Source organism: Shimwellia blattae DSM 4481 = NBRC 105725 (assembly GCF_000262305.1).
Classification (GTDB): domain Bacteria; phylum Pseudomonadota; class Gammaproteobacteria; order Enterobacterales; family Enterobacteriaceae; genus Shimwellia; species Shimwellia blattae.
Map to the genome: position 1 here is coordinate 2,424,470 of NC_017910.1, position 24,288 is coordinate 2,448,757.

At 57.8% G+C, this 24,288-nt stretch carries 22 protein-coding genes; 14 read left to right on the plus strand and 8 right to left on the minus strand.

Features of this window, described 5'->3' with window-relative positions; translation table 11 throughout:
• Nucleotides 1–2: 2 nt before the first annotated feature.
• From EBL_RS11445 to EBL_RS11475, 7 genes are all read left to right on the plus strand, one after another.
• Nucleotides 3–461, plus strand: coding sequence for an NUDIX hydrolase (locus EBL_RS11445; RefSeq protein ID WP_002440285.1), 459 nt, complete (start codon nt 3–5; stop codon nt 459–461).
• Between the two features lie 56 nt (nt 462–517).
• Entirely contained in the window at nt 518–1,627 is a 1,110-nt protein-coding gene (gene mnmA / locus EBL_RS11450) for a tRNA 2-thiouridine(34) synthase MnmA (protein ID WP_034920063.1), read from the plus strand.
• Between the two features lie 29 nt (nt 1,628–1,656).
• The gene (hflD, locus tag EBL_RS11455) at nt 1,657–2,286 is read left to right on the plus strand and encodes a high frequency lysogenization protein HflD (protein WP_002440282.1); all 630 of its coding nucleotides are present in this window, start codon (nt 1,657–1,659) and stop codon (nt 2,284–2,286) included.
• A 20-nt stretch (nt 2,287–2,306) separates the two neighbouring features.
• Nucleotides 2,307–3,677, plus strand: a complete 1,371-nt coding sequence (purB, locus tag EBL_RS11460; RefSeq protein ID WP_002440281.1) for an adenylosuccinate lyase — start codon at nt 2,307–2,309, stop codon at nt 3,675–3,677.
• 128 nt (nt 3,678–3,805) lie between these two features.
• Entirely contained in the window at nt 3,806–4,480 is a 675-nt protein-coding gene (gene phoP / locus EBL_RS11465; protein ID WP_002440280.1) for a two-component system response regulator PhoP, read from the plus strand.
• The gene (phoQ, locus tag EBL_RS11470; protein WP_002440279.1) at nt 4,477–5,940 is read left to right on the plus strand and encodes a two-component system sensor histidine kinase PhoQ; all 1,464 of its coding nucleotides are present in this window, start codon (nt 4,477–4,479) and stop codon (nt 5,938–5,940) included. The genes phoP and phoQ overlap by 4 nt, the downstream gene beginning before the upstream one ends.
• Nucleotides 5,941–6,017: 77 nt before the next feature.
• A complete protein-coding gene (locus tag EBL_RS11475; protein WP_002440278.1) occupies nt 6,018–7,139 on the plus strand; it encodes a ribosomal protein uL16 3-hydroxylase in 1,122 nt (373 codons plus the stop codon).
• A gap of 32 nt (nt 7,140–7,171) precedes the next feature.
• On the opposite strand, the gene pepT is transcribed toward EBL_RS11475, so the two are convergent.
• Nucleotides 7,172–8,395, minus strand: a complete 1,224-nt coding sequence (pepT, locus tag EBL_RS11480) for a peptidase T (RefSeq protein ID WP_002440277.1) — start codon at nt 8,393–8,395, stop codon at nt 7,172–7,174.
• A gap of 380 nt (nt 8,396–8,775) precedes the next feature.
• On the opposite strand from pepT, the gene potA reads away from it, so the two are divergent.
• Genes potA through potD form a run of 4 tightly spaced genes read left to right on the plus strand, consistent with a single transcriptional unit; the run spans nt 8,776 to nt 12,584 of the window.
• The gene (gene potA / locus EBL_RS11485; protein ID WP_002440275.1) at nt 8,776–9,912 is read left to right on the plus strand and encodes a spermidine/putrescine ABC transporter ATP-binding protein PotA; all 1,137 of its coding nucleotides are present in this window, start codon (nt 8,776–8,778) and stop codon (nt 9,910–9,912) included.
• Nucleotides 9,896–10,753, plus strand: coding sequence for a spermidine/putrescine ABC transporter permease PotB (gene potB, locus EBL_RS11490; protein WP_002440274.1), 858 nt, complete (start codon nt 9,896–9,898; stop codon nt 10,751–10,753). The genes potA and potB overlap by 17 nt, the downstream gene beginning before the upstream one ends.
• Nucleotides 10,750–11,541 carry a spermidine/putrescine ABC transporter permease PotC gene (gene potC / locus EBL_RS11495; protein ID WP_002440273.1) on the plus strand — a complete coding sequence of 264 codons (792 nt, stop codon included), beginning with the start codon at nt 10,750–10,752 and terminating at the stop codon, nt 11,539–11,541. Before potB ends, potC begins: the two co-directional genes overlap by 4 nt.
• A complete protein-coding gene (potD, locus tag EBL_RS11500; RefSeq protein WP_002440271.1) occupies nt 11,538–12,584 on the plus strand; it encodes a spermidine/putrescine ABC transporter substrate-binding protein PotD in 1,047 nt (348 codons plus the stop codon). The genes potC and potD overlap by 4 nt, the downstream gene beginning before the upstream one ends.
• 39 nt (nt 12,585–12,623) lie before the next feature.
• Here the strand turns inward: potD and cobB are convergent, their stop codons facing one another.
• The 5 genes from cobB to lolC are packed head-to-tail and all read right to left on the minus strand — an operon-like array spanning nt 12,624 to nt 17,534.
• Complete coding sequence (cobB, locus tag EBL_RS11505) at nt 12,624–13,451, minus strand: Sir2 family NAD+-dependent deacetylase (protein ID WP_014716078.1); 828 nt, start codon at nt 13,449–13,451, stop codon at nt 12,624–12,626.
• Between the two features lie 14 nt (nt 13,452–13,465).
• Nucleotides 13,466–14,380 (minus strand): N-acetylglucosamine kinase, encoded by a 915-nt coding sequence (gene nagK, locus EBL_RS11510; RefSeq protein WP_002440267.1) that lies wholly within the window; start codon nt 14,378–14,380, stop codon nt 13,466–13,468.
• Between the two features lie 13 nt (nt 14,381–14,393).
• Nucleotides 14,394–15,638, minus strand: a complete 1,245-nt coding sequence (lolE, locus tag EBL_RS11515) for a lipoprotein-releasing ABC transporter permease subunit LolE (protein ID WP_002440265.1) — start codon at nt 15,636–15,638, stop codon at nt 14,394–14,396.
• Nucleotides 15,638–16,342, minus strand: a complete 705-nt coding sequence (lolD, locus tag EBL_RS11520) for a lipoprotein-releasing ABC transporter ATP-binding protein LolD (protein WP_002440264.1) — start codon at nt 16,340–16,342, stop codon at nt 15,638–15,640. Before lolD ends, lolE begins: the two co-directional genes overlap by 1 nt.
• On the minus strand, nt 16,335–17,534 hold the full coding sequence (gene lolC / locus EBL_RS11525) for a lipoprotein-releasing ABC transporter permease subunit LolC (RefSeq protein WP_002440261.1): 1,200 nt from the start codon (nt 17,532–17,534) through the stop codon (nt 16,335–16,337). Before lolC ends, lolD begins: the two co-directional genes overlap by 8 nt.
• Before the next feature lie 381 nt (nt 17,535–17,915).
• Here lolC and mfd point away from each other — a divergent pair, with 381 nt between their 5' ends.
• Both mfd and ldtC read left to right on the plus strand, forming a co-directional pair.
• The gene (gene mfd, locus EBL_RS11530; RefSeq protein ID WP_002440260.1) at nt 17,916–21,362 is read left to right on the plus strand and encodes a transcription-repair coupling factor; all 3,447 of its coding nucleotides are present in this window, start codon (nt 17,916–17,918) and stop codon (nt 21,360–21,362) included.
• 157 nt (nt 21,363–21,519) lie between these two features.
• Nucleotides 21,520–22,491 carry a L,D-transpeptidase LdtC gene (gene ldtC, locus EBL_RS11535; protein ID WP_002440259.1) on the plus strand — a complete coding sequence of 324 codons (972 nt, stop codon included), beginning with the start codon at nt 21,520–21,522 and terminating at the stop codon, nt 22,489–22,491.
• 143 nt (nt 22,492–22,634) lie between these two features.
• Here the strand turns inward: ldtC and bhsA are convergent, their stop codons facing one another.
• Nucleotides 22,635–22,892 carry a multiple stress resistance protein BhsA gene (gene bhsA / locus EBL_RS11540; protein ID WP_002440258.1) on the minus strand — a complete coding sequence of 86 codons (258 nt, stop codon included), beginning with the start codon at nt 22,890–22,892 and terminating at the stop codon, nt 22,635–22,637.
• Nucleotides 22,893–23,129: 237 nt separating this feature from the next.
• Between bhsA and EBL_RS11545 the strand changes: the two genes are divergently transcribed.
• Complete coding sequence (locus tag EBL_RS11545) at nt 23,130–23,765, plus strand: TetR/AcrR family transcriptional regulator (protein ID WP_002440257.1); 636 nt, start codon at nt 23,130–23,132, stop codon at nt 23,763–23,765.
• A 45-nt stretch (nt 23,766–23,810) separates the two neighbouring features.
• Here the strand turns inward: EBL_RS11545 and EBL_RS11550 are convergent, their stop codons facing one another.
• Nucleotides 23,811–24,182 (minus strand): glycine zipper 2TM domain-containing protein, encoded by a 372-nt coding sequence (locus EBL_RS11550; RefSeq protein ID WP_002440255.1) that lies wholly within the window; start codon nt 24,180–24,182, stop codon nt 23,811–23,813.
• Between the last annotated feature and the right edge of the window lie 106 nt (nt 24,183–24,288).

The window sequence follows — 24,288 nt, forward strand, 5'->3', positions numbered from 1 at the left end:
CCATGTTTAAACCCCATGTTACCGTTGCCTGCCTGGTACAGGCCCAGGGTAAATTTCTGGTGGTGGAGGAGACCATTAACGGCAAAGCCACATGGAACCAGCCCGCCGGTCATCTTGAGGCCAACGAAACCCTGGTGGAAGCCGCCAGCCGCGAACTGTGGGAAGAGACCGGGATCCGCGCCGTTCCCCAGCAGTTTGTCCGCATGCACCAGTGGATAGCCCCGGACAACACCCCGTTCCTGCGCTTTTTGTTTGTCATTGATCTGGATGCGCCACTACCCACTACCCCCCATGACAGCGATATCGATCGCTGCCTGTGGCTGGATCCGCAAATCATTCTTGAGGCGGATAATTTACGCTCCCCGCTGGTGGCGGAAAGTATTCGCTGCTATCTGGAATCTCCCCGTTATCCGCTGGAGATGCTGGGCGCATTTAACTGGCCTTTTACAAAGGGTGCCTAACGTGGTGCACCGTGCTAGAATACGCCGCCCTGAAGTTCAATGTTGTGAGTATTCCCATGTCTGATAACAGCCAGAAAAAAGTGATCGTCGGCATGTCCGGCGGTGTTGATTCCTCCGTCTCCGCCTACCTGTTGCAACAACAGGGATACAAGGTTGAGGGCCTGTTCATGAAGAACTGGGAAGAGGACGATGGCGAGGAATACTGCACCGCCGCCGCCGACCTGGCCGATGCCCAGGCCGTCTGCGATAAGCTGGGTATTGAACTGCACACCGTCAACTTTGCCGCTGAATACTGGGACAATGTCTTCGAACTGTTCCTGGCGGAATATAAAGCCGGGCGGACACCGAACCCGGATATCCTGTGCAACAAAGAGATAAAATTTAAAGCCTTCCTGGAGTTTGCCGCCGAAGATCTGGGCGCGGATTATATCGCGACCGGCCACTACGTGCGCCGCCAGGACAGCGAAGGCACCACGCGGCTGCTGCGCGGGCTCGATGGCAATAAAGATCAGAGCTACTTCCTGTACACCCTGAGCCATGAGCAAGTTGCCCAGAGCCTGTTCCCGGTGGGCGAGCTGGAAAAACCCGAAGTGCGCCGCATCGCAGAGCAGCTTGATCTGGCCACCGCGAAGAAAAAAGACTCCACCGGTATCTGTTTTATTGGCGAGCGTAAATTCCGCGAATTTCTCGGCCGCTACCTGCCCGCACAGCCGGGGAAAATCGTCACGGTCGACGGGGACGAAATCGGCCAGCACCAGGGGCTGATGTACCACACCCTTGGTCAGCGTAAAGGGCTGGGGATCGGCGGTACCAAAGAGGGCAGCGAAGATCCGTGGTACGTGGTCGATAAAGACGTGGAAAACAATATTCTGGTGGTCGCCCAGGGGCATGAGCACCCGCGCCTGATGTCTGTCGGGCTGGTTGCCCAGCAGCTGCACTGGGTCTCCCGCGAGCCGCTGACCCGGGTCCTGCGCTGCACCGTGAAAACCCGCTACCGCCAGGAAGATATCCCCTGCACCGTCACCCCCCTTGGTGAAGACCGCATTGAAGTGCAGTTTGATTCGCCGGTTGCGGCCGTCACCCCCGGGCAGTCAGCGGTCTTTTATGACGGCGAAGTGTGCCTGGGCGGCGGTATTATCGAGCAGCGCCTGCCGCTACCCTGCTGATACGTGCAGCACACAAAACAGGAGTTTTCGTGGCGAAAAATTATTACGACATCACGCTGGCGCTGGCAGGTATCTGCCAGTCTGCCAGGCTGGTTCAGCAACTGGCGCATCAGGGACACTGCGACACGGACGCCCTGCACACCATGCTGAACAGCGTTATCGATTTAAACCCCGCCTCTGCGCTGGGGGTATACGGTGGGCGCGAAGCAAACCTGCGCACCGGCCTGGAAACCCTGCTTGGCGTGCTTAACGCCAGCCAGCGCCAGGGAGCCGGGGCAGAGCTGACCCGCTATACCCTGAGCCTGATGGTGCTGGAGCGTAAGCTCTCGGCACGTAAAGAGGCCCTCGACACCCTGGGCCAGCGGATCGCGGGCCTGCAGCGCCAGCTGGACCATTTTGATCTGGAGTCCGACACCCTGATCAACGCCATGGCGGGCATTTATGTGGATGTGATAAGCCCGCTGGGGCCGCGCATTCAGGTCACCGGCTCCCCCACGGTTTTGCAAAGCCCCCAGGTACAGGCCAAAGTCCGGGCGACACTGCTGGCCGGGATCCGCTCAGCAGTCCTGTGGCACCAGTCAGGCGGTGGCCGCCTGCAACTTATGTTTTCCCGTGGCCGCCTGACAACCCAGGCCAAACAAATTCTTGCACACTGTTAACCTCTCAGGAGTCTTGACTTATGGAATTATCCTCACTGACCGCCGTTTCACCGATTGATGGACGCTACGGCGATAAGGTCAGCGCTCTGCGCGACATTTTCAGCGAATTTGGTTTGCTGAAATTCCGCGTACAGGTAGAAGTACGCTGGCTGCAAAAACTGGCCGCGCACGAAGCGATTGGGGAAGTTCCTGCTTTTCCCCAGGACGCAATCGGTTTCCTTGATGATATCGTCGCGCAGTTCAGTGTGGAAGATGCCGCGCGGATCAAGACCATCGAGCGCACCACCAACCACGATGTGAAAGCGGTGGAATATTTCCTGAAAGAGAAAGTGGCCGCCGTGCCGGCACTGCACGCGGTGTCTGAATTTATTCACTTTGCCTGCACCTCCGAGGACATTAACAACCTGTCCCACGCCCTGATGCTGCAAACCGCCCGCCAGGAGGTGATCCTGCCGGTGTGGCGCAACATCATCAGCGCCATACGCAGCCTGGCAGAGCAGTACCGCGACATCCCCCTGCTCTCCCGCACCCACGGCCAGCCCGCTACCCCGTCCACCATGGGTAAAGAAATGGCTAACGTGGCCTACCGGATGGAACGCCAGTACCGCCAGCTGGAACAGGTAGAAATTCTGGGCAAAATCAACGGCGCGGTGGGCAACTATAACGCCCATATCGCCGCCTACCCGGAAGTGGACTGGCACGCCTTCAGCGAATCCTTCGTGACCTCTCTCGGCATAACCTGGAACCCGTACACCACCCAGATTGAGCCCCACGACTATATCGCCGAACTGTTCGACTGCATCGCGCGCTTTAACACGATCCTTATCGACTTTGATCGCGACGTATGGGGCTATATCGCCCTTGGCCACTTCAAACAGAAAACCGTCGCCGGTGAGATTGGCTCCTCCACCATGCCGCATAAGGTCAACCCCATCGACTTCGAAAACTCCGAAGGTAACCTCGGGTTGTCCAACGCGGTGCTCCAGCATCTGGCCAGCAAACTGCCGGTTTCCCGCTGGCAGCGCGATCTGACCGACTCCACCGTGCTGCGTAACCTCGGCGTGGGCGTGGGCTACGCGCTGATAGCCTACCAGTCCACCCTCAAAGGGGTGGGTAAACTGGAAGTAAACCGCGACCACCTGCTTGATGAGCTGGACCACAACTGGGAAGTGCTGGCCGAGCCTATCCAGACGGTGATGCGCCGCTACGGTATTGAGAAGCCTTACGAGAAGCTCAAAGAGTTAACCCGCGGCAAACGGGTAGATGCTCAGGGGATGAAAGACTTTATCGACGGTCTGGCCCTGCCGGAAGAAGAAAAAATCCGCCTGAAAGCCATGACCCCGGCAAACTACCTGGGTTACGCGGTTCAGCTGGTCGATACCCTGAAATAATGGCCCGCGGGCTGGCGGCTGTTCGGCGGCCGGCCCGCGCTCCTTTTTTATCGTTTACTCATTGTTTATCCCGCTGCCACAATAATTCGCGGTAGACTTAGGAAATGATTTAATCAGGAGAATCCACCATGCGCGTATTAGTTGTAGAAGATAATGCTCTGCTGCGTCATCACCTGCAGGTACAATTACGCGAGCTCGGCCACCAGGTTGACGCCGCGGAAGATGCCAAAGAAGCAGACTATTTTCTCAATGAACATATGCCCGATGTTGCCATCGTCGATCTTGGGTTGCCTGATGAAGACGGAATGTCGATGATCCGCCGCTGGCGCAGCCACAATATCATCTTACCGATTCTGGTGCTTACCGCCCGGGAAGGCTGGCAGGATAAAGTCGAAGTGCTGGGCGCCGGGGCAGACGATTACGTCACCAAACCGTTCCATCTGGAAGAAGTCGTTGCCCGTATGCAGGCGCTGCTGCGCCGCAACAGCGGCCTGGCCTCGCAGGTTATCACCATGGCACCGTTCCAGATTGATCTCTCCCGCCGGGAGCTCTCTATTAACGACACCCCGATAAAACTGACCGCCTTTGAGTACACCATTATCGAAACGCTGATCCGCAACACCGGCAAAGTGGTGAGCAAAGATTCGCTGATGCTCCAGCTCTACCCGGATGCAGAGCTGCGCGAAAGCCACACTATCGACGTGCTGATGGGCCGCCTGCGTAAAAAAATCCAGGCGCAGCACGCCAGCGATGTCATCACCACCGTGCGCGGCCAGGGATACCGTTTTGATCTGACACCATGAAGCACCTTTTACGTTCCCTTTTTCCCCTGTCGCTGCGGGTTCGCTTTCTTCTTGCGACCGCAGCCGTCGTTCTGGTGCTGTCGCTGGCCTATGGGGTGGTCGCCCTGCTCGGTTACAGCGTGAGCTTTGATAAAACCACCTTCCGGCTGCTGCGCGGTGAAAGCAATCTGTTCTACACCCTCGCCCGCTGGGAAGACGGCAAAATCACCCTTGATGTTCCCGAGCATCTTGATCTCCAGAGCCCGACGCTAACGTTTATCTACGACGAGCACGGTAAACTGCTCTGGTCCCAGCGCCAGGTGCCGTGGCTGGAAAAACACATCAAACCCGAGTGGCTGAAATCCAACGGATTCCACGAGCTGGAGGCCAGTTACGCCTCATCGCGGGTGCTGGTGGGCAATAACCACGCCGTGCAGCGCAAGCTCAGCGATATCCATGACGACGACAGCGACGAAGAGCTCACCCACTCAATTGCGGTAAACCGTTACCCGGCCACCGGCATTATGCCCGCCCTGACCATGGTGGTGGTGGATAAAATCCCTATCGAGCTTAAGCGCTCCTACATGGTGTGGAGCTGGTTTGTCTACGTGCTGCTGGCTAACCTGCTGCTGGTGGTGCCGCTGCTGTGGCTGGCGGCCTGGTGGAGCCTGCGCCCCATTGAAGCCCTGGCCCGGGAAGTGCGCGAGCTTGAGGATCACAACCGGGATACGCTTAACCCGACCACCACCCGGGAGCTGACCAGCCTGGTGCGTAACCTGAACCGGCTGCTCAAAAGCGAGCGCGAGCGTTACGACAAATACCGCACCACGCTTACCGATCTCACCCACAGCCTGAAAACACCGCTGGCGGTGCTGCAAAGCACCCTGCGGGCGCTGCGCACCGATAAGCTCTCCGTGCGCCAGGCCGAGCCGGTGATGCTGGAGCAAATCAGCCGGATCTCCCAGCAGATTGGCTACTACCTGCACCGGGCCAGTATGCGCAGCGGCAGCGCGCTGTTAAGCCGCGAGCTGCACCCGGTGGCCCCGCTGCTGGACAATCTCACCTCCGCCCTGAATAAGGTCTACCAGAATAAAGGGGTCTCCATTTCGCTGAATATCTCGCCGGAGATAACCTTTATCGGCGAGCAGAACGACTTTATGGAAGTGCTGGGCAACGTGCTGGATAACGCCTGCAAATATTGCCTGGAGTTTGTCGATATCAGCGCCCGCCAGGATGAAGAGACCCTGCACCTGATTGTGGAAGACGACGGCCCCGGTATTCCCGAAAGCAAACGCAGCCTGGTGTTTGACCGGGGCCAGCGGGCCGATACCCTGCGCCCGGGGCAAGGGGTGGGGCTATCCGTCGCCCGGGAGATAGTCGAACAGTACGACGGGCATATTCTGCCCAGCGACAGCCCCCTGGGCGGCGCCAGAATGGAAATTATTTTTGGCCGCCAGAACGCCACCGGTGAAGATAATTAACCGAAAAGCCTGCAGCGATCATGCAGAAAAAAGACGATCCGTTATACTCCCGGTCAGGTACTCAGCCGGATGACAACATGGATTATCACATCGCTCTTAATCAGGCCGACTTTATTCAGCGCTACTGGCAAAAAAAACCCGTAGTGCTCAAGCGCGGCTTTATCAATTTTATTGATCCCATCACCCCGGATGAACTGGCCGGGCTGGCAATGGAAACGGAAGTAGACAGCCGCCTGGTGAGCCATCTTGAGGGCCAGTGGGACGTCCGACACGGCCCGTTTGAAAGCTACGATCATCTGGGCGAAACCAACTGGTCGCTGCTGGTTCAGGCGGTTAACCACTGGCACGAAGCCACCACCGGGCTGATGCACGCGTTCCGCTTCCTGCCGGACTGGCGAACCGATGATCTGATGATCTCCTTCTCGGTGCCCGGCGGCGGCGTTGGTCCTCACCTGGATCAGTACGACGTGTTTATTATTCAGGGCACCGGCCGCCGCCGCTGGCGGGTGGGTGAAAAGCTGCCGCTAAAACAGCACTGCCCGCACCCGGACCTGCTACAGGTGGATCCTTTCGAAGCCATCATCGACGAAGAGATGGAGCCCGGGGATATTCTCTATATTCCGCCCGGTTTCCCCCATGAAGGCTACGCCCTGGAAAATTCACTGAATTACTCCGTCGGGTTCCGCGCCCCCAACACCCGGGAGCTTATCAGCGGCTTTGCGGATTATGTATTACAGCGCGAGCTGGGGAACCAGTATTACAGCGATCCGGATCTCCCGGCCCGGGAAAACCCGGCGGATATCCTGCCCGCGGAGCTGGAAAAAGCCCGGACGATGATGCTGGAGCTTATCCACCAGCCGGAGCAGTTTACCCGGTGGTTTGGCGAGTTTATCTCTCAGTCACGCCACGAGCTGGATATTGCCCCGCCGGAGCCCCCCTACCAGCCGGATGAAATCTACGACGCGCTTAAGCAGGGCGAAACGCTGACCCGCCTTGGCGGTTTACGGGTGCTGCGCATTGGCAACGAGGTGTATGTTAACGGTGAGCTGATTGACAGCCCGCACCGCCCGGCCCTGAGCGCCCTGGCCCAACATATCGAGCTGCGGGAAGAGGCCTTTGGCGATGCCCTGGAAGATCCGGTGTTTCTGGCTATGCTTGCCGCGCTGGTTAACAGCGGCTACTGGTATTTCGCCGGGTAACCACGCAAGCGGGCCCGCCCGGGCCCGCTGATTTAGCGCGTAGTGCTGAGCTCGGCAATCCGCACAATCACCTGCACGGCTTTTGCCATCCCTTCGAGGGTAATAAACTCATGCTTACCGTGGAAGTTGTAGCCGCCGGTAAACAGATTCGGGCAGGGTAACCCTTTAAACGACAGCTGGGCGCCGTCTGTCCCGCCACGGATGGGTTTCATATCCGGTTCAATACCGCAGTCCAGCATCGACTGGCGCGCAATATCAATAATATGCGGGTGGGCCATGACCTTCTCGCGCATATTGTAGTAGCTGTCATCAATCACCAGTTCGATATAGCAATCCGGGTGCAGCCCTTTACCGACCTTTTTCGCAATCTCCATCATCCGCCGCTTGCGGGCCTCGAACCCTTCGCGCTCAAAATCGCGGATGATATAGTGCATCTCTGCCCGGTCGACGCTGCCCTTCATTGAGGTCAGGTGATAAAAGCCCTGATAGCCGTCGGTCTTCTCTGGCGACTCTTCTGCCGGGATCTCTGCATGAATACGCGCCGCCAGGGAGAGGGCATTCACCATCACCCCTTTGGCGGTGCCGGGGTGCACATTATTGCCGACAATTTTTATTGTCACTGACGCGGCGTTAAAATTCTCATACTCCAGCTCGCCAACACCGCCGCCGTCAACCGTATAGGCCCAGTCAGCGCCGAAGGCTTCCACATCAAACCAGGCCGCCCCTTTACCGACTTCCTCATCCGGGGTAAATGCCACCCGGATATCGCCGTGGGGAATGTTTTTGCCCTTCAGGGTTGCCAGCGCCGTCATGATTTCCGCAATACCGGATTTATCGTCCGCCCCGAGCAGGGTTTTACCGTCAGTGGTGATAAGCGTCTGACCAAGTAGCTGATGCAGCACCGGGAACATCACCGGCGAGAGCACCTCATCGCCAATGCCCAGGGCAATATCGCCGCCGCGATAGTTTTCCACGATCTGCGGCCGGACATGCTTTCCGCTGAAATCCGGCGCCGTATCCACGTGGGCAATAAAACCGATAACCGGCACATCACCGGCCACGTTTGCCGGGAGTGTCCCCATCACGGTGCCGTGTTCGCTGAGGGTGACACTGGTAAGCCCCATCTCTTCCATCTGGGATTTAAGCAGGTTCAGTAATTTCCACTGGCCTTCGGTACTGGGCACCTGCTTGACGCCGGGCCTGGACTGGGTATCCAGCGCGACGTACTGCAAAAAACGTTCAAGTAATTTATCCATCTCACCACCCTCTTCTGACAAGCCAGTATTATCGATAAGCCGCTAATGACAAATATTGCGTCAAGTCACTTTTAACCCGGCAAGGTTAAAAATTCTGCACAATCCGGCCTTGTCTGGTGTTTTTTTACCCACCCGGCGCCCCGGTAAAATTCCCGGCCCCGCCCTTCGGGAGAGCGGGGATTTAACCCGCTATCTACCGCACAATAACAATGACTATAGCCGCAAATCATTCGCGGGATTTAATCCGCCGATTAGTGTCCCAGAGCATTGGCGATTAAGGTGGTTTGCCGTAGAATGCCAGCCCTTACTTAACCGAGTGTCAAACCCAAAGGTGGTTAATCACAAACCCCGCATCCGGCTAATAACAGGATGCGTTATTAATGGGACAGCGTAAAAAATTGAACAGACCAACACGTCCGCTCACTCCACTGGTGAAACTGGTGGATATTCGTAAAAGTTTTGACAGCAAGACAGTGATCCCCGACCTCTCCCTGACTATCAATCACGGCGAATTTCTGACTCTGCTGGGCCCCTCCGGTTGCGGTAAAACCACGGTTTTACGCTTACTGGCCGGGCTGGAAAATGTCGATAGCGGATCGATCTATCTGGATGACGAAGACATTACCCATATCCCTGCGGAAAACCGCCACGTCAACACCGTATTCCAGAGCTATGCGCTGTTTCCCCATATGACGGTGTTTGAAAACGTCGCCTTTGGGCTAAGAATGCAAAAAACGCCAGCCCCGGAGCTCCACCAGCGCGTGGTCGATGCCCTGAAAATGGTGCAACTGGACGAGTTTGCCCAGCGCAAGCCGCACCAGCTGTCTGGCGGCCAGCAGCAGCGCGTGGCCATTGCCCGGGCGGTGGTGAACAAGCCCCGGTTACTGTTACTGGATGAATCCCTCTCGGCGCTGGACTACAAACTGCGCAAACAGATGCAAAACGAACTCAAAGCCCTGCAGCGTAAACTGGGGATCACCTTTGTGTTTGTGACCCATGATCAGGAAGAAGCCCTGACCATGTCGGACCGTATCGTGGTGATGCGCGACGGGCGCATAGAGCAGGACGGCACACCGCGCGAAATCTATGAAGAGCCCAAAAACCTCTTCGTGGCGAGTTTTATTGGCGAGATTAATATCTTCGATGCGGTCGTCCACGAGCGGGTGGATGAACAGCGGGTGCGCGCCTGTGTGGAAGGCCGCGAGTGCTTTATTTATGTGAATTTTCCGGTCTGGCCGGGCCAGAAACTGAATGTGCTGCTGCGCCCGGAAGATTTGCGGGTTGAAGAGGTCAACCACGAGAACGACGTGGAAGAGCTGGTCGGTTACGTGCGCGAGCGCAACTACAAGGGAATGACCCTGGAATCTACCGTGGAGCTGGAGAGCGGCAAAATCGTCATGGTCAGTGAATTCTTTAACGAGGATGACCCGGCCTTCGACCACTCTCTGGATCAGAAGATGGCGGTAAGCTGGGTGGAAAGCTGGGAGGTCGTGCTGGCAGATGAAAACCTCGCGTAAATTCCAGAACGCCGTTATTGCGCTGATCGTCGGCTGGCTGGTCCTGTTTGTTTTTTTGCCGAATCTGCTGATTATCGGCACCAGTTTTCTCACCCGGGATGACGCCAGCTTTGTCAGGCTGGTCTTCACCTGGGATAACTACACCCGGCTGTTTGATCCGCTCTATCTGGATGTTCTGCTGCATTCGCTGAACATGGCGGCCATTGCCACCCTCACCTGCCTGGTTATCGGTTATCCCTTTGCCTGGTTTCTGGCGCGCCTGCCCCATAACCTTCGCCCGCTGCTGCTGTTTTTGCTGATAGTCCCGTTCTGGACCAACTCGCTTATTCGCATCTACGGGCTGAAACTGTTCCTCAGCACCCGCGGCTACCTTAACGAGTTCTTATTGTGGACCGGGCTTATCGATACCCCGGTGCGGATTATGTACACCCCGTCGGCGGTCATTATCGGCCTGGTGTATATTCTGCTGCCGTTTATGGTAATGCCGCTCTACTCCAGTATTGAGAAGCTGGATAAACCGCTGCTGGAGGCCGCAAGAGATCTGGGCGCAGGCAAACTGCAAATCTTCACCCGCATTATTCTGCCCCTTACCATGCCGGGCATTATTGCCGGGTGCCTGCTGGTGATGCTGCCGGCCATGGGGCTGTTTTATATTTCCGACTTAATGGGGGGAGCCAAAAACCTGATGGTCGGTAACGTTATCAAAAGCCAGTTCCTGAATATCCGCGACTGGCCATTTGGTGCCGCGACCAGTATCACCCTCACCCTGGTGATGGGGCTGATGCTGCTGGTGTACTGGCGCGCTGCGCGCCTGCTGAATAAGAAGGTGGAACTGGAATGATCGGCCGTCTGCTGCGCGGCGGATTTATGTCCGCCATCTATGCCTTTTTATATATTCCGATCATCATTCTGATCGTGAACTCATTTAACCAGTCGCGCTTTGGCATCAACTGGCAGGGATTTACCACTAACTGGTACAGCCTGCTGATGAACAACGACAGCCTGCTGCAGGCGGCAAAACACTCGCTGACCATGGCGGTGGCCTCTGCCACCTTCGCCACGCTGATTGGCTCGCTGGCGGCGGTGGCTCTGTACCGCTATCACTTTCGCGGTAAGCCCTTTGTCAGCGGCATGCTGTTTGTGGTGATGATGTCGCCGGATATCGTTATGGCTATCTCCCTGCTGGTGCTGTTTATGCTGCTGGGCATCTCGCTGGGCTTCTGGTCACTTTTGTTCTCGCACATTACGTTTTGCCTGCCGTTTGTGGTGGTCAGCGTCTATTCGCGCCTGAAAGGGTTTGATGTGCGCATGCTGGAGGCGGCCCGGGATCTGGGGGCCAGCGAAGTGGTAATACTGCGCAAAATTATCCTGCCCCTGGCGATGCCCGCCGTGGCCGCAGGCTGGTTACTGAGCTTTACCCTGTCCATGGACGATGTGGTGGTCTCGTCCTTCGTCACCGGGCCGGCTTATGAAATTCTGCCGTTGAAGATCTACTCAATGGTGAAGGTGGGGGTCTCGCCGGAAGTCAACTCACTGGCGACTATCCTGCTGGTACTGTCGCTGGTTCTGGTTATTATCAGCCAGCTTATACTTCGTGATAAAAGTAAAATTCAGGGGACGTTAAAATGAAAAAATGGTCACGCCACCTGCTGGCGGCAGGTGCACTGGCGCTGGGTATTAATGCGGCTCACGCAGCCGGCAACGACACGCTCTACTTCTACAACTGGACGGAATACGTCCCGCCAGGTCTGCTGGAGCAATTCACCAAAGAGACCGGGATCAAGGTTATCTATTCGACTTACGAGTCGAACGAGACCATGTACGCCAAGCTGAAAACCTACAAAGAAGGCGCTTATGATCTGGTGGTGCCCTCCACCTATTATGTGGCGAAGATGCGCAAAGAAGGCATGCTGCAGCAGATCGACAAAAGCAAGCTGAGCAACTTCCACAACCTGGATCCGCAAATGCTGAATAAGCCTTTCGATCCCGGTAATGACTACTCTGTTCCCTATATCTGGGGGGCGACCGCCATTGGGGTGAACACGGACAGCCTCGATCCGAAAAGCGTCACCAGCTGGGCCGATTTGTGGAAGCCGGAGTACAAAAACAGCATTCTGCTGACCGACGACGCCCGGGAAGTGTTCCAGATTGCCCTGCGTAAACTGGGTTACTCCGGCAACACCACCGATCCGAAAGAGATAGAAGCGGCCTACCATGAGCTGCAAAAGCTGATGCCAAACGTGGCGGCGTTTAACTCTGATAACCCGGCCAATCCATTTATGGAAGGGGAAGTGAACCTCGGGATGATCTGGAACGGCTCCGCTTTTGTGGCGCGCCAGGCCGGTACGCCGATGGCGATAATCTGGCCGAAAGAAGGCGGGATCTTCTGGATGGACAGCCTGGCCATTCCGGCCAACGCGAAAAACCCGCAGGCGGCACTGAAGCTGATTAACTTCCTGCTGCGCCCGGATGTGGCTAAACAGGTGGCGGAAACCATCGGTTACCCGACCCCTAACCTCGCCGCCCGTAAACTGCTGAGTAAAGCCGTCGCCGGGGACACCTCGTTATATCCGGACAAAGCCGTGCTGGAAAAAGGCGAATGGCAGAACGACGTTGGCAACGCCAGCGCCATCTATGAGTCCTACTACCAGAAACTCAAAGCGGGCCGTTAAGCCCGCCCGTAAGGCCCGGCAGACGCCGGGTCTTACCCGTTACGCTGACAACTCAGCAATAATCTTACGCACATACTCAGGCACCACTTCGCTGGCAAGCCCGTAGTGCTTTTCTTCAAACTCGCTGCCGACCTGGCTGGGCTCCAGATTCAGCTCCACCGTATGGGCCCCCTGCAGGCGCGCTTCGTGTACAAACCCGGCGGCAGGATAAACATGGCCGGAAGTCCCGATAGCAATAAAGATATCCGCGTCCGCAATAGCCTGGTAAATCTCATCCATTCCCAGCGGCATTTCGCCAAACCACACCACATGCGGGCGTAGCCGGGCGGGAAACTGGCAGCAGTGGCAGCGATCGTCCGGCTGCACATCGCCGGTCCAGTCCAGCACCTGGCCGCTCCAGGCGCAGCGCACCTTCAGCAACTCACCGTGCATATGGATAATATTGCGGCTACCGGCACGCTCGTGCAGATTGTCGATATTCTGGGTGACCAGCAGTAAATTGCCCCCCAGCGCCCGCTCCAGTTCAGCCAGGGCATAATGGGCGGCGTTGGGTTTGATCTCCGGCAGGCTGAGCTGGGCACGGCGGGCATTATAAAACGCCTGCACCAGGGCCGGATCGCGTTCAAAGCCCTCCGGGGTGGCCACATCCTCAACCCGGTGCTCCTCCCAGAGCCCGTCTGCGGCACGGAATGTCCGGATCCCCGACTCAGCAGAAATACCGGCCCCGGTTAATACCACCACTCTGGGTTTTTCCATACCTTCTGGTCCCCGCTCGTCCCGGAAAAAAGTACGCTGGCGCAAACGCGCCCGCAACCGTCGTTTATTCTTGCGGAAACGACATAACCGATGAAGCCCACGCGATGGCATATCACCCTCAATAATTACTGACGCGAAAGATGTAAAAACGCCGCGCCACGCATACCGCCTGCATCCCCGTGACGGGCCTGCTCAATACGCGGCACTTTAGCCACCGGCAGTAAATACTGCGGCAACCGCCCCGGTAACTCCGTAATCAGGGTAGCAAACTGCGACAACCCTCCGCCAATCACCACCAGATGCGCATCCACCATGGTCAGCCAGTTTGCCAGACAGGCGGCCAGCACATCCAGGTAACGCGCCACATGCTGTTGCGCCCGGGGATCATGCCGGTGGTAGCGGGCAATAATGTCCGGGGCGGTGAGCGTTTCACCATAACGCTGATGATAGAGCCAGGCAAACCCCGGCCCGGAGAGCACCGTCTCAATACAGCCCGTCTGGCCGCAACCGCAGCGGCGCAGGGGCGTATCCCAGCCGAGGATGCGAAGCGCATCAACCGGCAGGCGCATATGACCAAATTCACCGCTGATAAACCGCGCCCCGGTCAGGGGCTGGCCATTCACGATGATCCCGCCGCCAACCCCGGTGCCGAGGATCACCCCCAGCACCAGCGGGTACTGGCTGAACTCGTCGTCCCAGGCCTCGGAGAGGGCAAAGCAGTTGGCGTCGTTATCCATGCGCACCTCGCGCCCCAGCAGTGCACTGAGATCCGCCTTCACCGGGCGACCGCTGGCCGCTGGCAGGTTGGCGGCGTACAGGGTGCCGTTGTCCGCTTCCGGGATCCCCGGAATACCGATGCCCACATGCCCGCAGCCGCCAAAGCGCTGATCCGCCGTGGCAACCAGGCCGGTTATCGCCGCCAGAAACTGGCTGTAACTGTCATGGGGGGTAGGAATGCGGGTTTCCCACAGCTGCTGGCGCTGCCCGTTATAGACACCCAGCGCAATCTTGCTGCCCCCCACATCCAGGCCATAATACATACCGCCTCCTGATCTACTGACCACTTAATACCCGGGCCGGGTCAATATTGCTCGCCCGGCGGGCCGGATACCAGCTGGCCAGCAGGCTGAGTATCAGCGCCGTGCCCAGCACATACACCACGTCCATGGCATGTAGCTCAGAGGGTAAGAAATCAATAAAGTAAATATCGCCGGACAAGAAACGGTGACCGATCAGTTTTTCAATCAGATTGATGATGGCCGTCAGCTTCCAGGAGGCCAGCACCCCGATAATCACCCCGATAACGCTCCCCAGTAGCCCGGCCATCAGCCCGTACCAGATAAATATGGCGCGGATCAGCCCGTCTTTGGCCCCCAGGGTACGCAGCACAGCGATATCGCTGCTTTTATCTTTTACCGCCATCACCAGGGTGGAGACGATATTAAAACAGGCCACGCCAATCACCAGCACCATAGCCAGATACATAATGGCGCGGATCATCTGGATATCGCGGTACATATAGCCGTAGGTTGTCATCCAGCTTTTGATATACACATAGGCATTGGTCACTTCACCGGCATCGCGCACCAGCTGGTTGGCACTGAAAACGTCCTTCATCTTCATGGCAACACCGGTCACGCTTTGCGGCATATCCAGGTACTGGCGGGCATCCTCCAGCGGCACCATGGCGAAGCTGTGATCCAGCTGACCACTGAGTTGCAGGATCCCGGTCACGTGCAGGCGCACCCGCTTCGGCTGCAGCAGTTTTTGCTGAGCGTCGGAGTTGGGGATCATAATGGAGATCCAGTCCCCCTGCTTCACATGCAGGGCATCCGCCACCCCTTTACCGAGGATTATCTGCTGGCTCCCGGCTTTAAAGTCCTGCCAGGCGTTGTGCTGCACAAACGAAGGCAGCGCACTCAGCCGGGCTTCCTGTACCGGATCCACCCCTTTTACCTGCACTGCGCGCAGGTTCGCCCCGCTCTCCACCAGGCCGGTAAAATTAATATAGGGTGCGGCCGCCACAATACCCGGCACCTTCTCAATGCGCTTCAGCGCCCCCTGCCAGTCCTGCCAGGGCTGGTTCACCGGCTCAATTTCACCGTGGGGCACCACCGCCAGAATGCGGTTGTTCAGCTCGCGTTCAAATCCGTTCATCGCGCTGAGCCCGACAATCAGCACCGCCACCCCCAGCGCAATGCCGAAGGTCGAGATCACGGAGATCAGCGATACCATGCCGCTGCGCCGCCGCCCCCGGCTAAAGCGCAGGCCAATCAGTAACGAAAGCGCAGGCGCCATTATCTGGCCCCCATTAATGTCAGCTCATTGTTCAGGCGACCGTCCCGCATCTCCAGCTGGCGCGACATGCGCCGGGCAAGGGACAAATCGTGGGTCACCACCAGAAACGCGGTGCCCTGCCTGCGGTTAAGCTCGCCGAGCAGCTCAAAAATACTGTCGGCGTTGCGGGCATCCAGGTTACCGGTGGGCTCATCTGCCAGCACCAGTCGCGGGTTGTTGACCAGCGCCCGGGCAATGGCCACGCGCTGGCGCTCACCGCCGGAAAGCTCTGAAGGGCGGTGCTTACTGCGGTGATCAAGCCCCACCGCCGCCAGCATCTCCATGGCGGTTTTTTCCATTTGCGGCCCCTGCTGGCGGCCAATCATCAGCGGCATGGCGACATTTTCCAGCGCGGTAAAATCCGGCAGCAGGTGGTGGAACTGGTAAATAAAGCCCAGCTCGCGGTTACGCAGCTCCGCCTTCGCCGACGAAGACATCTGGCTTAAGGATTTGCCGTCAAACACCACATCGCCACTGGTGGGCGTATCCAGCCCCCCCAGCAGATGCAGCAGGGTACTCTTCCCGGAGCCGGAGCTGCCCACAATCGCCATCATTTCGCCGCTGTTAATCGTAAAGCTGACGTCGTGTAACACATCGGTCTGCACATTACCTTCCTGATAGCGTTTGCACAGTTTGTCACACTGTAACAGGACCGAATTACTCATAACGTAAAGCCTCAGCGGGTTGGGTGGCGGCAGCGCGCCAGGACGGATACAGGGTAGATAACAGGGCCAGCGCCATGGCGACAATGGCGATAGTGATCACCTGCAGGGGTTCAATTGCCACCGGCAGTGCTGCGCCATCCAGGAAGGCGCCAATAACCGGCATCAGATTATTCAGCTGGCTGGCCAGCAGTGCGCCCAGCCCGGCGCCCAGCAACGCACCGACCACACCGGCGCTGGCGCCCTGGACCATAAACACCGCCATGATCTGGCGACGGGTCAGCCCCTGGGTTTGCAAAATAGCCACCTCTCCCTGCTTTTCCATCACCATCAGCCCCAGGGAGGTAATAATATTAAACGCGGCCACGGCCACAATCAGGCTCAGCAGCAGCCCCATCATGTTTTTCTCCATACGGACCGCCTGGAACAGCTCCCCTTTGCGCTCGCGCCAGTCTTTCCACGCCAGCCCCTGAGCCAGGGGCTGCTGGCTGAGCGTATCAACCTGCAGCGGCTGATCAAGCCACAGACGCCAGCCGGTAATATTGCCCTGTGGGTAGCGCATCAGGCGCGAAGCGTCCTGAATGTTGACCAGCATCTGGTACTGATCCACTTCACTGTTGGCCGCGAAGGTGCCAATCACATTAAACAGCCGCTGGCTGGGGATACGCCCCATCGGCGTAAACTGGCTGGCAGAGGGCACCATCACGCGGATAGTGTCTCCGCGCCGCACCCCAAGCTGCCCGGCGAGCTGCTCGCCCAGAATGACATTATATTTGCCCGGCTCCAGCGCCTGCTGTTTCACATTCACCAGATACGGGGTCAGCGGATCCGCCTGGGCCGGGTCAATACCCAGCATCACCCCCACGGAGACATTATGCGCACTCTGGAGCACCACATCGCCGCTGGTCAGCGCCGCCACCCGGGAGACCCCCTGCAGCTTCAGCGACTGTGCCGGCACCTGTGCCGGGTTCAGTGACCCCTGCGCCGTGGTCACCATGGCTTGCGGCATCAGCCCCAGTATGTTGTTTTGCAGCTCCCGCTCGAAGCCGTTCATCACCGACAGTACCGTGACCAGCGCCATCACCCCCAGGGTGATCCCGATGGTCGACAGCCAGGAGACAAAGCGGCCAAAACGATCTGCTGCCCGCCCGCGCATATAGCGCAGGCCGATAAATAACGCGACAGGTTGATACATGAAAATCCGTCTTATGCGGTTTTACAAAATGATCGAGGAGTATATAAGTGCCGGGCAATCAAGTAAATGAATTATAACGGCTTTTGTCATCCCGGGTGACCCATAAAACAGAGCACAATCAAGCGGATGGCGCACTTTTGCCTAAATATCCACCGCCCGAATCGCCGCGAAAAAGCACGCCTCACCCGCCGGACACCCGCTATGGCAGGCACAGCGGCCAGTATAATCACCATACTTGTTGTTTTCGTTAGGAAAAATCCTGCCGCTTTTTCTTGTGGTTGCTTATGTAAAATGATCAAGGATAATAAAGGGATACCATCCGGATTTACCGGGCCAGGCCCAGCCGCCCGCCCACTAGCTTGAAGGGATCCCGACAGACTCATGTCCGAACACTATCGTTATGACCTGCCCAGTAAAGCAGGAGATCTGCGCCAGCTTGGTGAACTGATCGGCGCAGCCTGTGCCACTGAAGTGGCAGAGATCAGCGAACGTCACCCGGGGCCGGTACTGCTTATCGCGCCGGATATGCAAAACGCGCTACGGCTCAACGATGAAATCCAGCAGTTTACCGACAGTATGGTTATCCACCTGGCCGACTGGGAAACCCTGCCTTACGACAGCTTCTCGCCGCACCAGGAGATAATCTCCTCCCGGCTTTCCACCCTCTACCAGTTGCCCGATATGCAGCGCGGCGTGTTGATCGTTGCGGTCAGCACCCTGATGCAGCGGGTCTGCCCCCACAGCTTCCTGCACGGGCATGCGCTGGTGATGAAAAAGGGCCAGCGCCTCTCCCGGGATACCCTGCGCACCCAGCTGGAGCAGGCCGGGTATCGCAGTGTCGATCAGGTGATGGAGCACGGGGAGTTTGCCACCCGCGGCGCGCTGCTGGATCTGTTCCCGATGGGCAGCGAGCACCCCTTCCGGCTGGACTTTTTTGATGACGAGCTGGACAGCCTGCGGATTTTCGACGTGGACACCCAGCGCACCCTGGAAGAGGTCGAGGCGATTAACCTGCTGCCGGCCCACGAGTTCCCGACCGACAAAAACGCCATTGAGCTGTTTCGCAGCCAGTGGCGCGATCAGTTCGACGTTAAACGGGATGCGGAGCATATCTACCAGCAGGTCAGCAAAGGCACCCTTCCGGCGGGGATTGAATACTGGCAGCCGCTGTTTTTTAGCGAGCCGCTCACTTCACTGTTTCAGCACCTTCCGGCCAACACCCTGGTGGTGAACACCGGCGATCTGGAAGGCAGCGCCGGGCGGTTCTGGCAGGAGGTCGAAACCCGGTTTGAAAACCGCAAAATCGATCCGATGCGCCCGCTGCTGCCCCCGCCTGCGCTCTGGCTGCGGGTCGATGAGCTGTTCGCCGCCCTGAAACACTGGCCGCGAATCCAGCTTAAAACCGGGCATCTTGAGCCCAGAGCCGGGGCCACCAACCTGGGCTACCAGGCGCTGCCGGACCTCTCCGTGCAGGCCCAGCAAAAATCGCCGCTGGACAATTTACGCAGATTCCTCGAACACTTCAGCGGGCCGGTTATCTTCTCGGTCGAGAGCGAGGGGCGCCGGGAAACCCTGGCCGACCTGCTGGTGCGCCTGAAACTGGCCCCGACCCGTATTCAGCGCCTTGACGCAACCGGGCCCGGCGGGCGCTTTGTCCTGATCGGCGCCAGCGAACACGGGTTTATTGACACCCTGCGCAACCGGGCGCTGATTTGTGAAAGCGACCTGCTCGGTGAACGGGTCGCCCGCCGCCGCCAGGACTCCCGGCGCACCATAAACCCGGACACGCTGATCCGTAACCTGGCAGAGCTGCACCCGGGCCAGCCGGTAGTTCACCTGGAGCACGGTGTGGGCCGCTACGGCGGAATGACCACCCTTGAGGCGGGCGGCATTACCGGCGAATATCTGATTCTGCTCTACGCCGGTGACGCGAAACTCTATGTGCCGGTCTCCTCCCTGCATCTGATAAGCCGCTACGCCGGTGGGGCCGACGAAAATGCCCCGCTGCACAAGCTGGGCAGCGACGCCTGGAGCCGGGCGCGCCAGAAAGCGGCAGAAAAAGTGCGCGATGTGGCCGCCGAACTGCTGGATATCTATGCCCAGCGGGCCGCGAAAGCCGGTTTCGCCTTCAAACACGATCGCGAACAATACCAGCTGTTTTGCGACAGTTTCCCCTTTGAAACCACCCCCGATCAGGCCCAGGCCATTAACGCGGTACTCAGCGATATGTGCCAGCCGCTGGCCATGGACCGGCTGGTATGTGGCGATGTGGGCTTCGGCAAAACCGAAGTGGCAATGCGCGCCGCCTTCCTGGCGGTGGAAAACCACAAACAGGTGGCGGTACTGGTGCCCACCACCCTGCTCGCCCAGCAGCACTATGATAACTTCCGCGATCGCTTCGCCAACTGGCCGGTGCGCATTGAAATGCTGTCGCGCTTTCGCAGCGCCAGAGAGCAGACCCAGGTACTGGAAGAGACCCGGGACGGGAAAGTGGATATCCTGATAGGCACCCACAAGCTGCTGCAAAGTGACGTGAAATGGCACGATCTGGGGCTGCTTATCGTTGATGAAGAGCACCGCTTCGGGGTGCGCCACAAAGAGCGGATCAAGGCGATGCGTTCCGATGTGGACATTCTGACCCTGACCGCCACCCCCATCCCGCGGACCCTGAACATGGCCATGAGCGGCATGCGCGATCTGTCGATTATCGCCACCCCGCCTGCCCGCCGCCTGGCGGTGAAAACCTTTGTCCGCCAGTATGATGACCTGGTGGTCAAAGAGGCTATCCTGCGTGAAGTGCTGCGCGGCGGCCAGGTCTACTACCTGTTCAACGACGTGGAGAACATTCACAAAGCCGCCGAGCGCCTGGCCACCCTGGTGCCGGAAGCGCGGGTTGCCATCGGCCATGGTCAGATGCGCGAGCGCGAACTGGAGCGGGTGATGAATGATTTCCACCACCAGCGCTTCAACGTGCTGGTGTGTACCACCATCATTGAGACCGGTATTGATATCCCCACCGCCAATACCATTATTATTGAGCGGGCCGACCACTTTGGCCTGGCCCAGCTACACCAGCTGCGCGGCCGGGTCGGGCGCTCTCACCACCAGGCCTACGCCTGGCTGCTGACCCCGCATCCGAAAGCCATGTCCCAGGATGCCCACAAGCGCCTGGAGGCTATCGCCTCGCTGGAAGATCTCGGGGCGGGGTTTGCCCTGGCCACCCATGACCTGGAAATTCGCGGTGCCGGTGAACTGCTTGGCGAAGGCCAGAGCGGCCAGATGGAAACCGTGGGCTTCTCTTTGTATATGGAGTTGCTGGAAAACGCCGTCGATGCGCTGAAAGAGGGGCGCGAGCCCTCCCTTGAGGATCTGACCAGTAACCAGACCGAGGTTGAACTGCGCATGCCCGCCCTGCTGCCGGAAGACTTTATTCCGGACGTGAACACCCGCCTTTCGCTGTACAAGCGGATAGCCAGCGCGAAAGACCGGGACGAGCTTGACGAGATCAAAACCGAGCTGATTGACCGCTTCGGGCTGTTGCCGGATCCGGCTCGCACCCTGCTGGAAATCACCGCCCTGCGTCAGCAGGCCCGCCGGCTCGGGATCCGTAAAATTGAAGGGCATGATAAAGGCGGCACCATTGAGTTTTCAGAGAAAAACCACGTGGATCCGGTATGGCTGATAGGCCTGCTCCAGAAACAGCCCCAGCATTTCCGGCTGGATGGCCCCACCCGCCTGCGCTTTATTGACGATCTGGCCGATCGCAAAACCCGCATGACGTGGATCCACCGCTTTATGGAACAAATGGCAGAGCACGCCAGCGCCTGACACACCGCCCTCTGCCGGTGGCAGAGGGCGCGTTTAGTTTCCGGATAGCATTCAGATATTTACAAAAAATTGCACTCAGCCTGGACTTCCCGACACAAGGCCAGCTGATAATCCCCCGCTCACCATTACACAGCGTAATAGATATGCAGGAGATGCTATGCAATTTCCCCCCGTCTTCTTTTATGGCATTGCCTCCCGTTGCGCGGCCGCCCTGATTATCCTCTCTGTGGGCTGCGCCAGCGCGCTGGCAAACACCTGGCCCTTACCGCCTGATGGCGGGCGGCTGGTGGGCAAGAATGACATCCACGTAGTACAGCAGGATGGCGGCTCACTGGAAGCGATAGCCAAACGCTACAACGTCGGGTTTCTGGCCCTGCTTCAGGCCAACCCGGGAATAGACCCCTATGTACCGCAGCCCGGCACCGTGCTGACCATTCCGCGCCAGGCCCTGTTACCTGATGCCCCCCGGGAAGGGGTGGTGATAAACCTGGCGGAACTGCGCCTGTATTACTACCCGGCGAACCAGAATAAGGTGGTTATCTTCCCCATCGGTATTGGTCAGTTAGGGGGCGATACCCTCACCCCCACCATGCAGACCCGGATTTCTGAAAAACGGGCCAATCCCACCTGGACCCCCACGGCCAATATCCGCGCCCGCTATCTGGCCCAGGGAATAGAACTCCCCGCTGTGGTGCCCGCAGGCCCGGATAACCCCATGGGGCATCACGCTATTCGTCTGGCGGCTTACGGTGGGGTGTATCTGTTACACGGCACCAATGCGGATTTCGGCATCGGCATGCGGGTGAGCTCCGGGTGTATTCGCCTGCGCGATGACGACATTAAATGGCTGTTCGAGCAGTTACCGGTCGGCACAAAGGTGAATATCATCAATACGCCTGTCAAAGCCTCGGTAGAGCCGGATGGCCGCCACCTGGTTGAGGTTCACCAGCCATTGTCGGAGCATATTGACGACGATCCGCAAAAGTTGCCCATCGTACTGGGGGAGAAAATGACCCAGTTCCGGGAGAGCCCGGGCACCGATACCCGACAGCTGGAGCAGGTCATACAGCTGCGCCAGGGTATGCCGGTGGACATTACTACCCCTGCGGGCCGCCCGGTACAGATCTGAGGCAAAAAAAAACCGCCACTGGGTAGGTGGCGGCAAACTATCAAGATTATGCGCTCTGGTGGCATATCAGAGCTTTCGGGCATATCAAAGGACTAACACAGGGTAACAACAGTCCGCCATGGGTAGTGGCGGACGGGACAACATTACTTGTAGATAACGGCAGTACCGTGCAGCTGGTTCGGGCCGCTAACAGAGGTAATACGGAATGATTTCGCGCCCATCTTGTCGGCTTTGGCGGACAACTCATCCTGCAAAGAGGCTAAGTTAGAACCGGCAGAAGCGGCGATGTGGCCAATTTGTTGCTGATCTGCCGGGGCAGTCTGAACTTCAACAGCGGCAAGACCAGCAAAAGAAACGGAGCTTAACAGTGCAGCAGCGATAACAGCGGTAATCTTGTTCATAACAACCTCGGCAGGTGAATTACTTGGTTTTTTTATTAACTTAACAATCGATAAATAAATACTAAACGTGATCCATTTCACGGTCAACATGATTTTATAACGATCATTAACTTATTTTTAAAACGCTTATAATTCAATCTGATAGGTTTTTGCAATTTTTGCTGTTTGCGGCTGGCGTTTAGTATTCGATTATTTTTATAATGACTATTCATAAAAACCAACCGAGGTTCAACGGCAATGACAACAACGCGCGACAGTTGTACCAGAAAAAGCCGTGGCCGCCCGAAAGTGTTCGACAGGGATGCAGCGCTTGATAAGGCCATGACACTCTTCTGGCAACATGGTTATGAAGCGACCTCCATGGCACACCTGGTGGAAGCCACCGGGGCCAAAGCACCCACGCTGTATGCGGAGTTCACCAATAAAGAGGGTCTGTTTCGCGCCGTGCTGGACCGCTATATCGCCGAGTTCGCCTCACGTAATGAGGCCCAGCTGTTATGCGAAAATAAAACGGTCTACCAGGCCCTGGCCGACTATTTCAGCGCGGTCGCCCACTGCTTTACCAGCAAAGACACCCCATCCGGCTGCTTTATTATCTGCACCTCATCGGCACTGGCCGCATCGAACGAAGATATTGCCAACACCATCAAAGAGCGCCACGCCCAGCAGGCCCAGATAATCCTGGAGTTTCTTACTATGCACCAGCAGCGCGGCGCCATTCCCGACAACTGCAACCTGCAGGCCCTGACCGACTATCTGTGCTGTATTTTGCAGGGGATGTCTGTCAGCGCACGTGAAGGCGCCAGCTATGAAGATCTGATGAAAATTACCGCCACCACGCTGCGACTGTGGCCGGAGCTTATCAAAGCCTGAGGGGAGTAGAGCAGGCAGCGCCCGCAAACCCGGCGGGCAGGCCTGCTACTGGCGCTCCAGCACCAGCTGGCCTTCCTTATTCAGCGGAATACGCGAACCCGGATTGCGATCCATACGAATCTTACCCTGCTGATTAGCAATACGATAAGTGACGTTGTAACCTATTTGCTGGCGCGTTTTGTCATACACGATTTTACAGCGCTGCCGGGCGGCGGGGTCGCCCTCTGCTGGCGGTTGCCACGGGTTGGCAACAACGGTACTGCAGATTTTCCGGGGGGTTGTGATGGTTTCCGTGATGGGTACTGCCGCAACCACCTGCGCAAACTGCGGCCCGTGGCTGAACACCGTCAGGCTGGCTGTCGCGGCAAGCCCCAGCGCCGCAACAATACCCACACCTGCCAGCATTGTCTGGTTCATTCTTTCTCTCCTGACGATACTAATGTAACTATTCTGTTACAAAATTTCCCGAAGAGCACCAGGACAAAAGACAAAAACGCCCGCCGGGAAGCGGCGGGCGGACAAT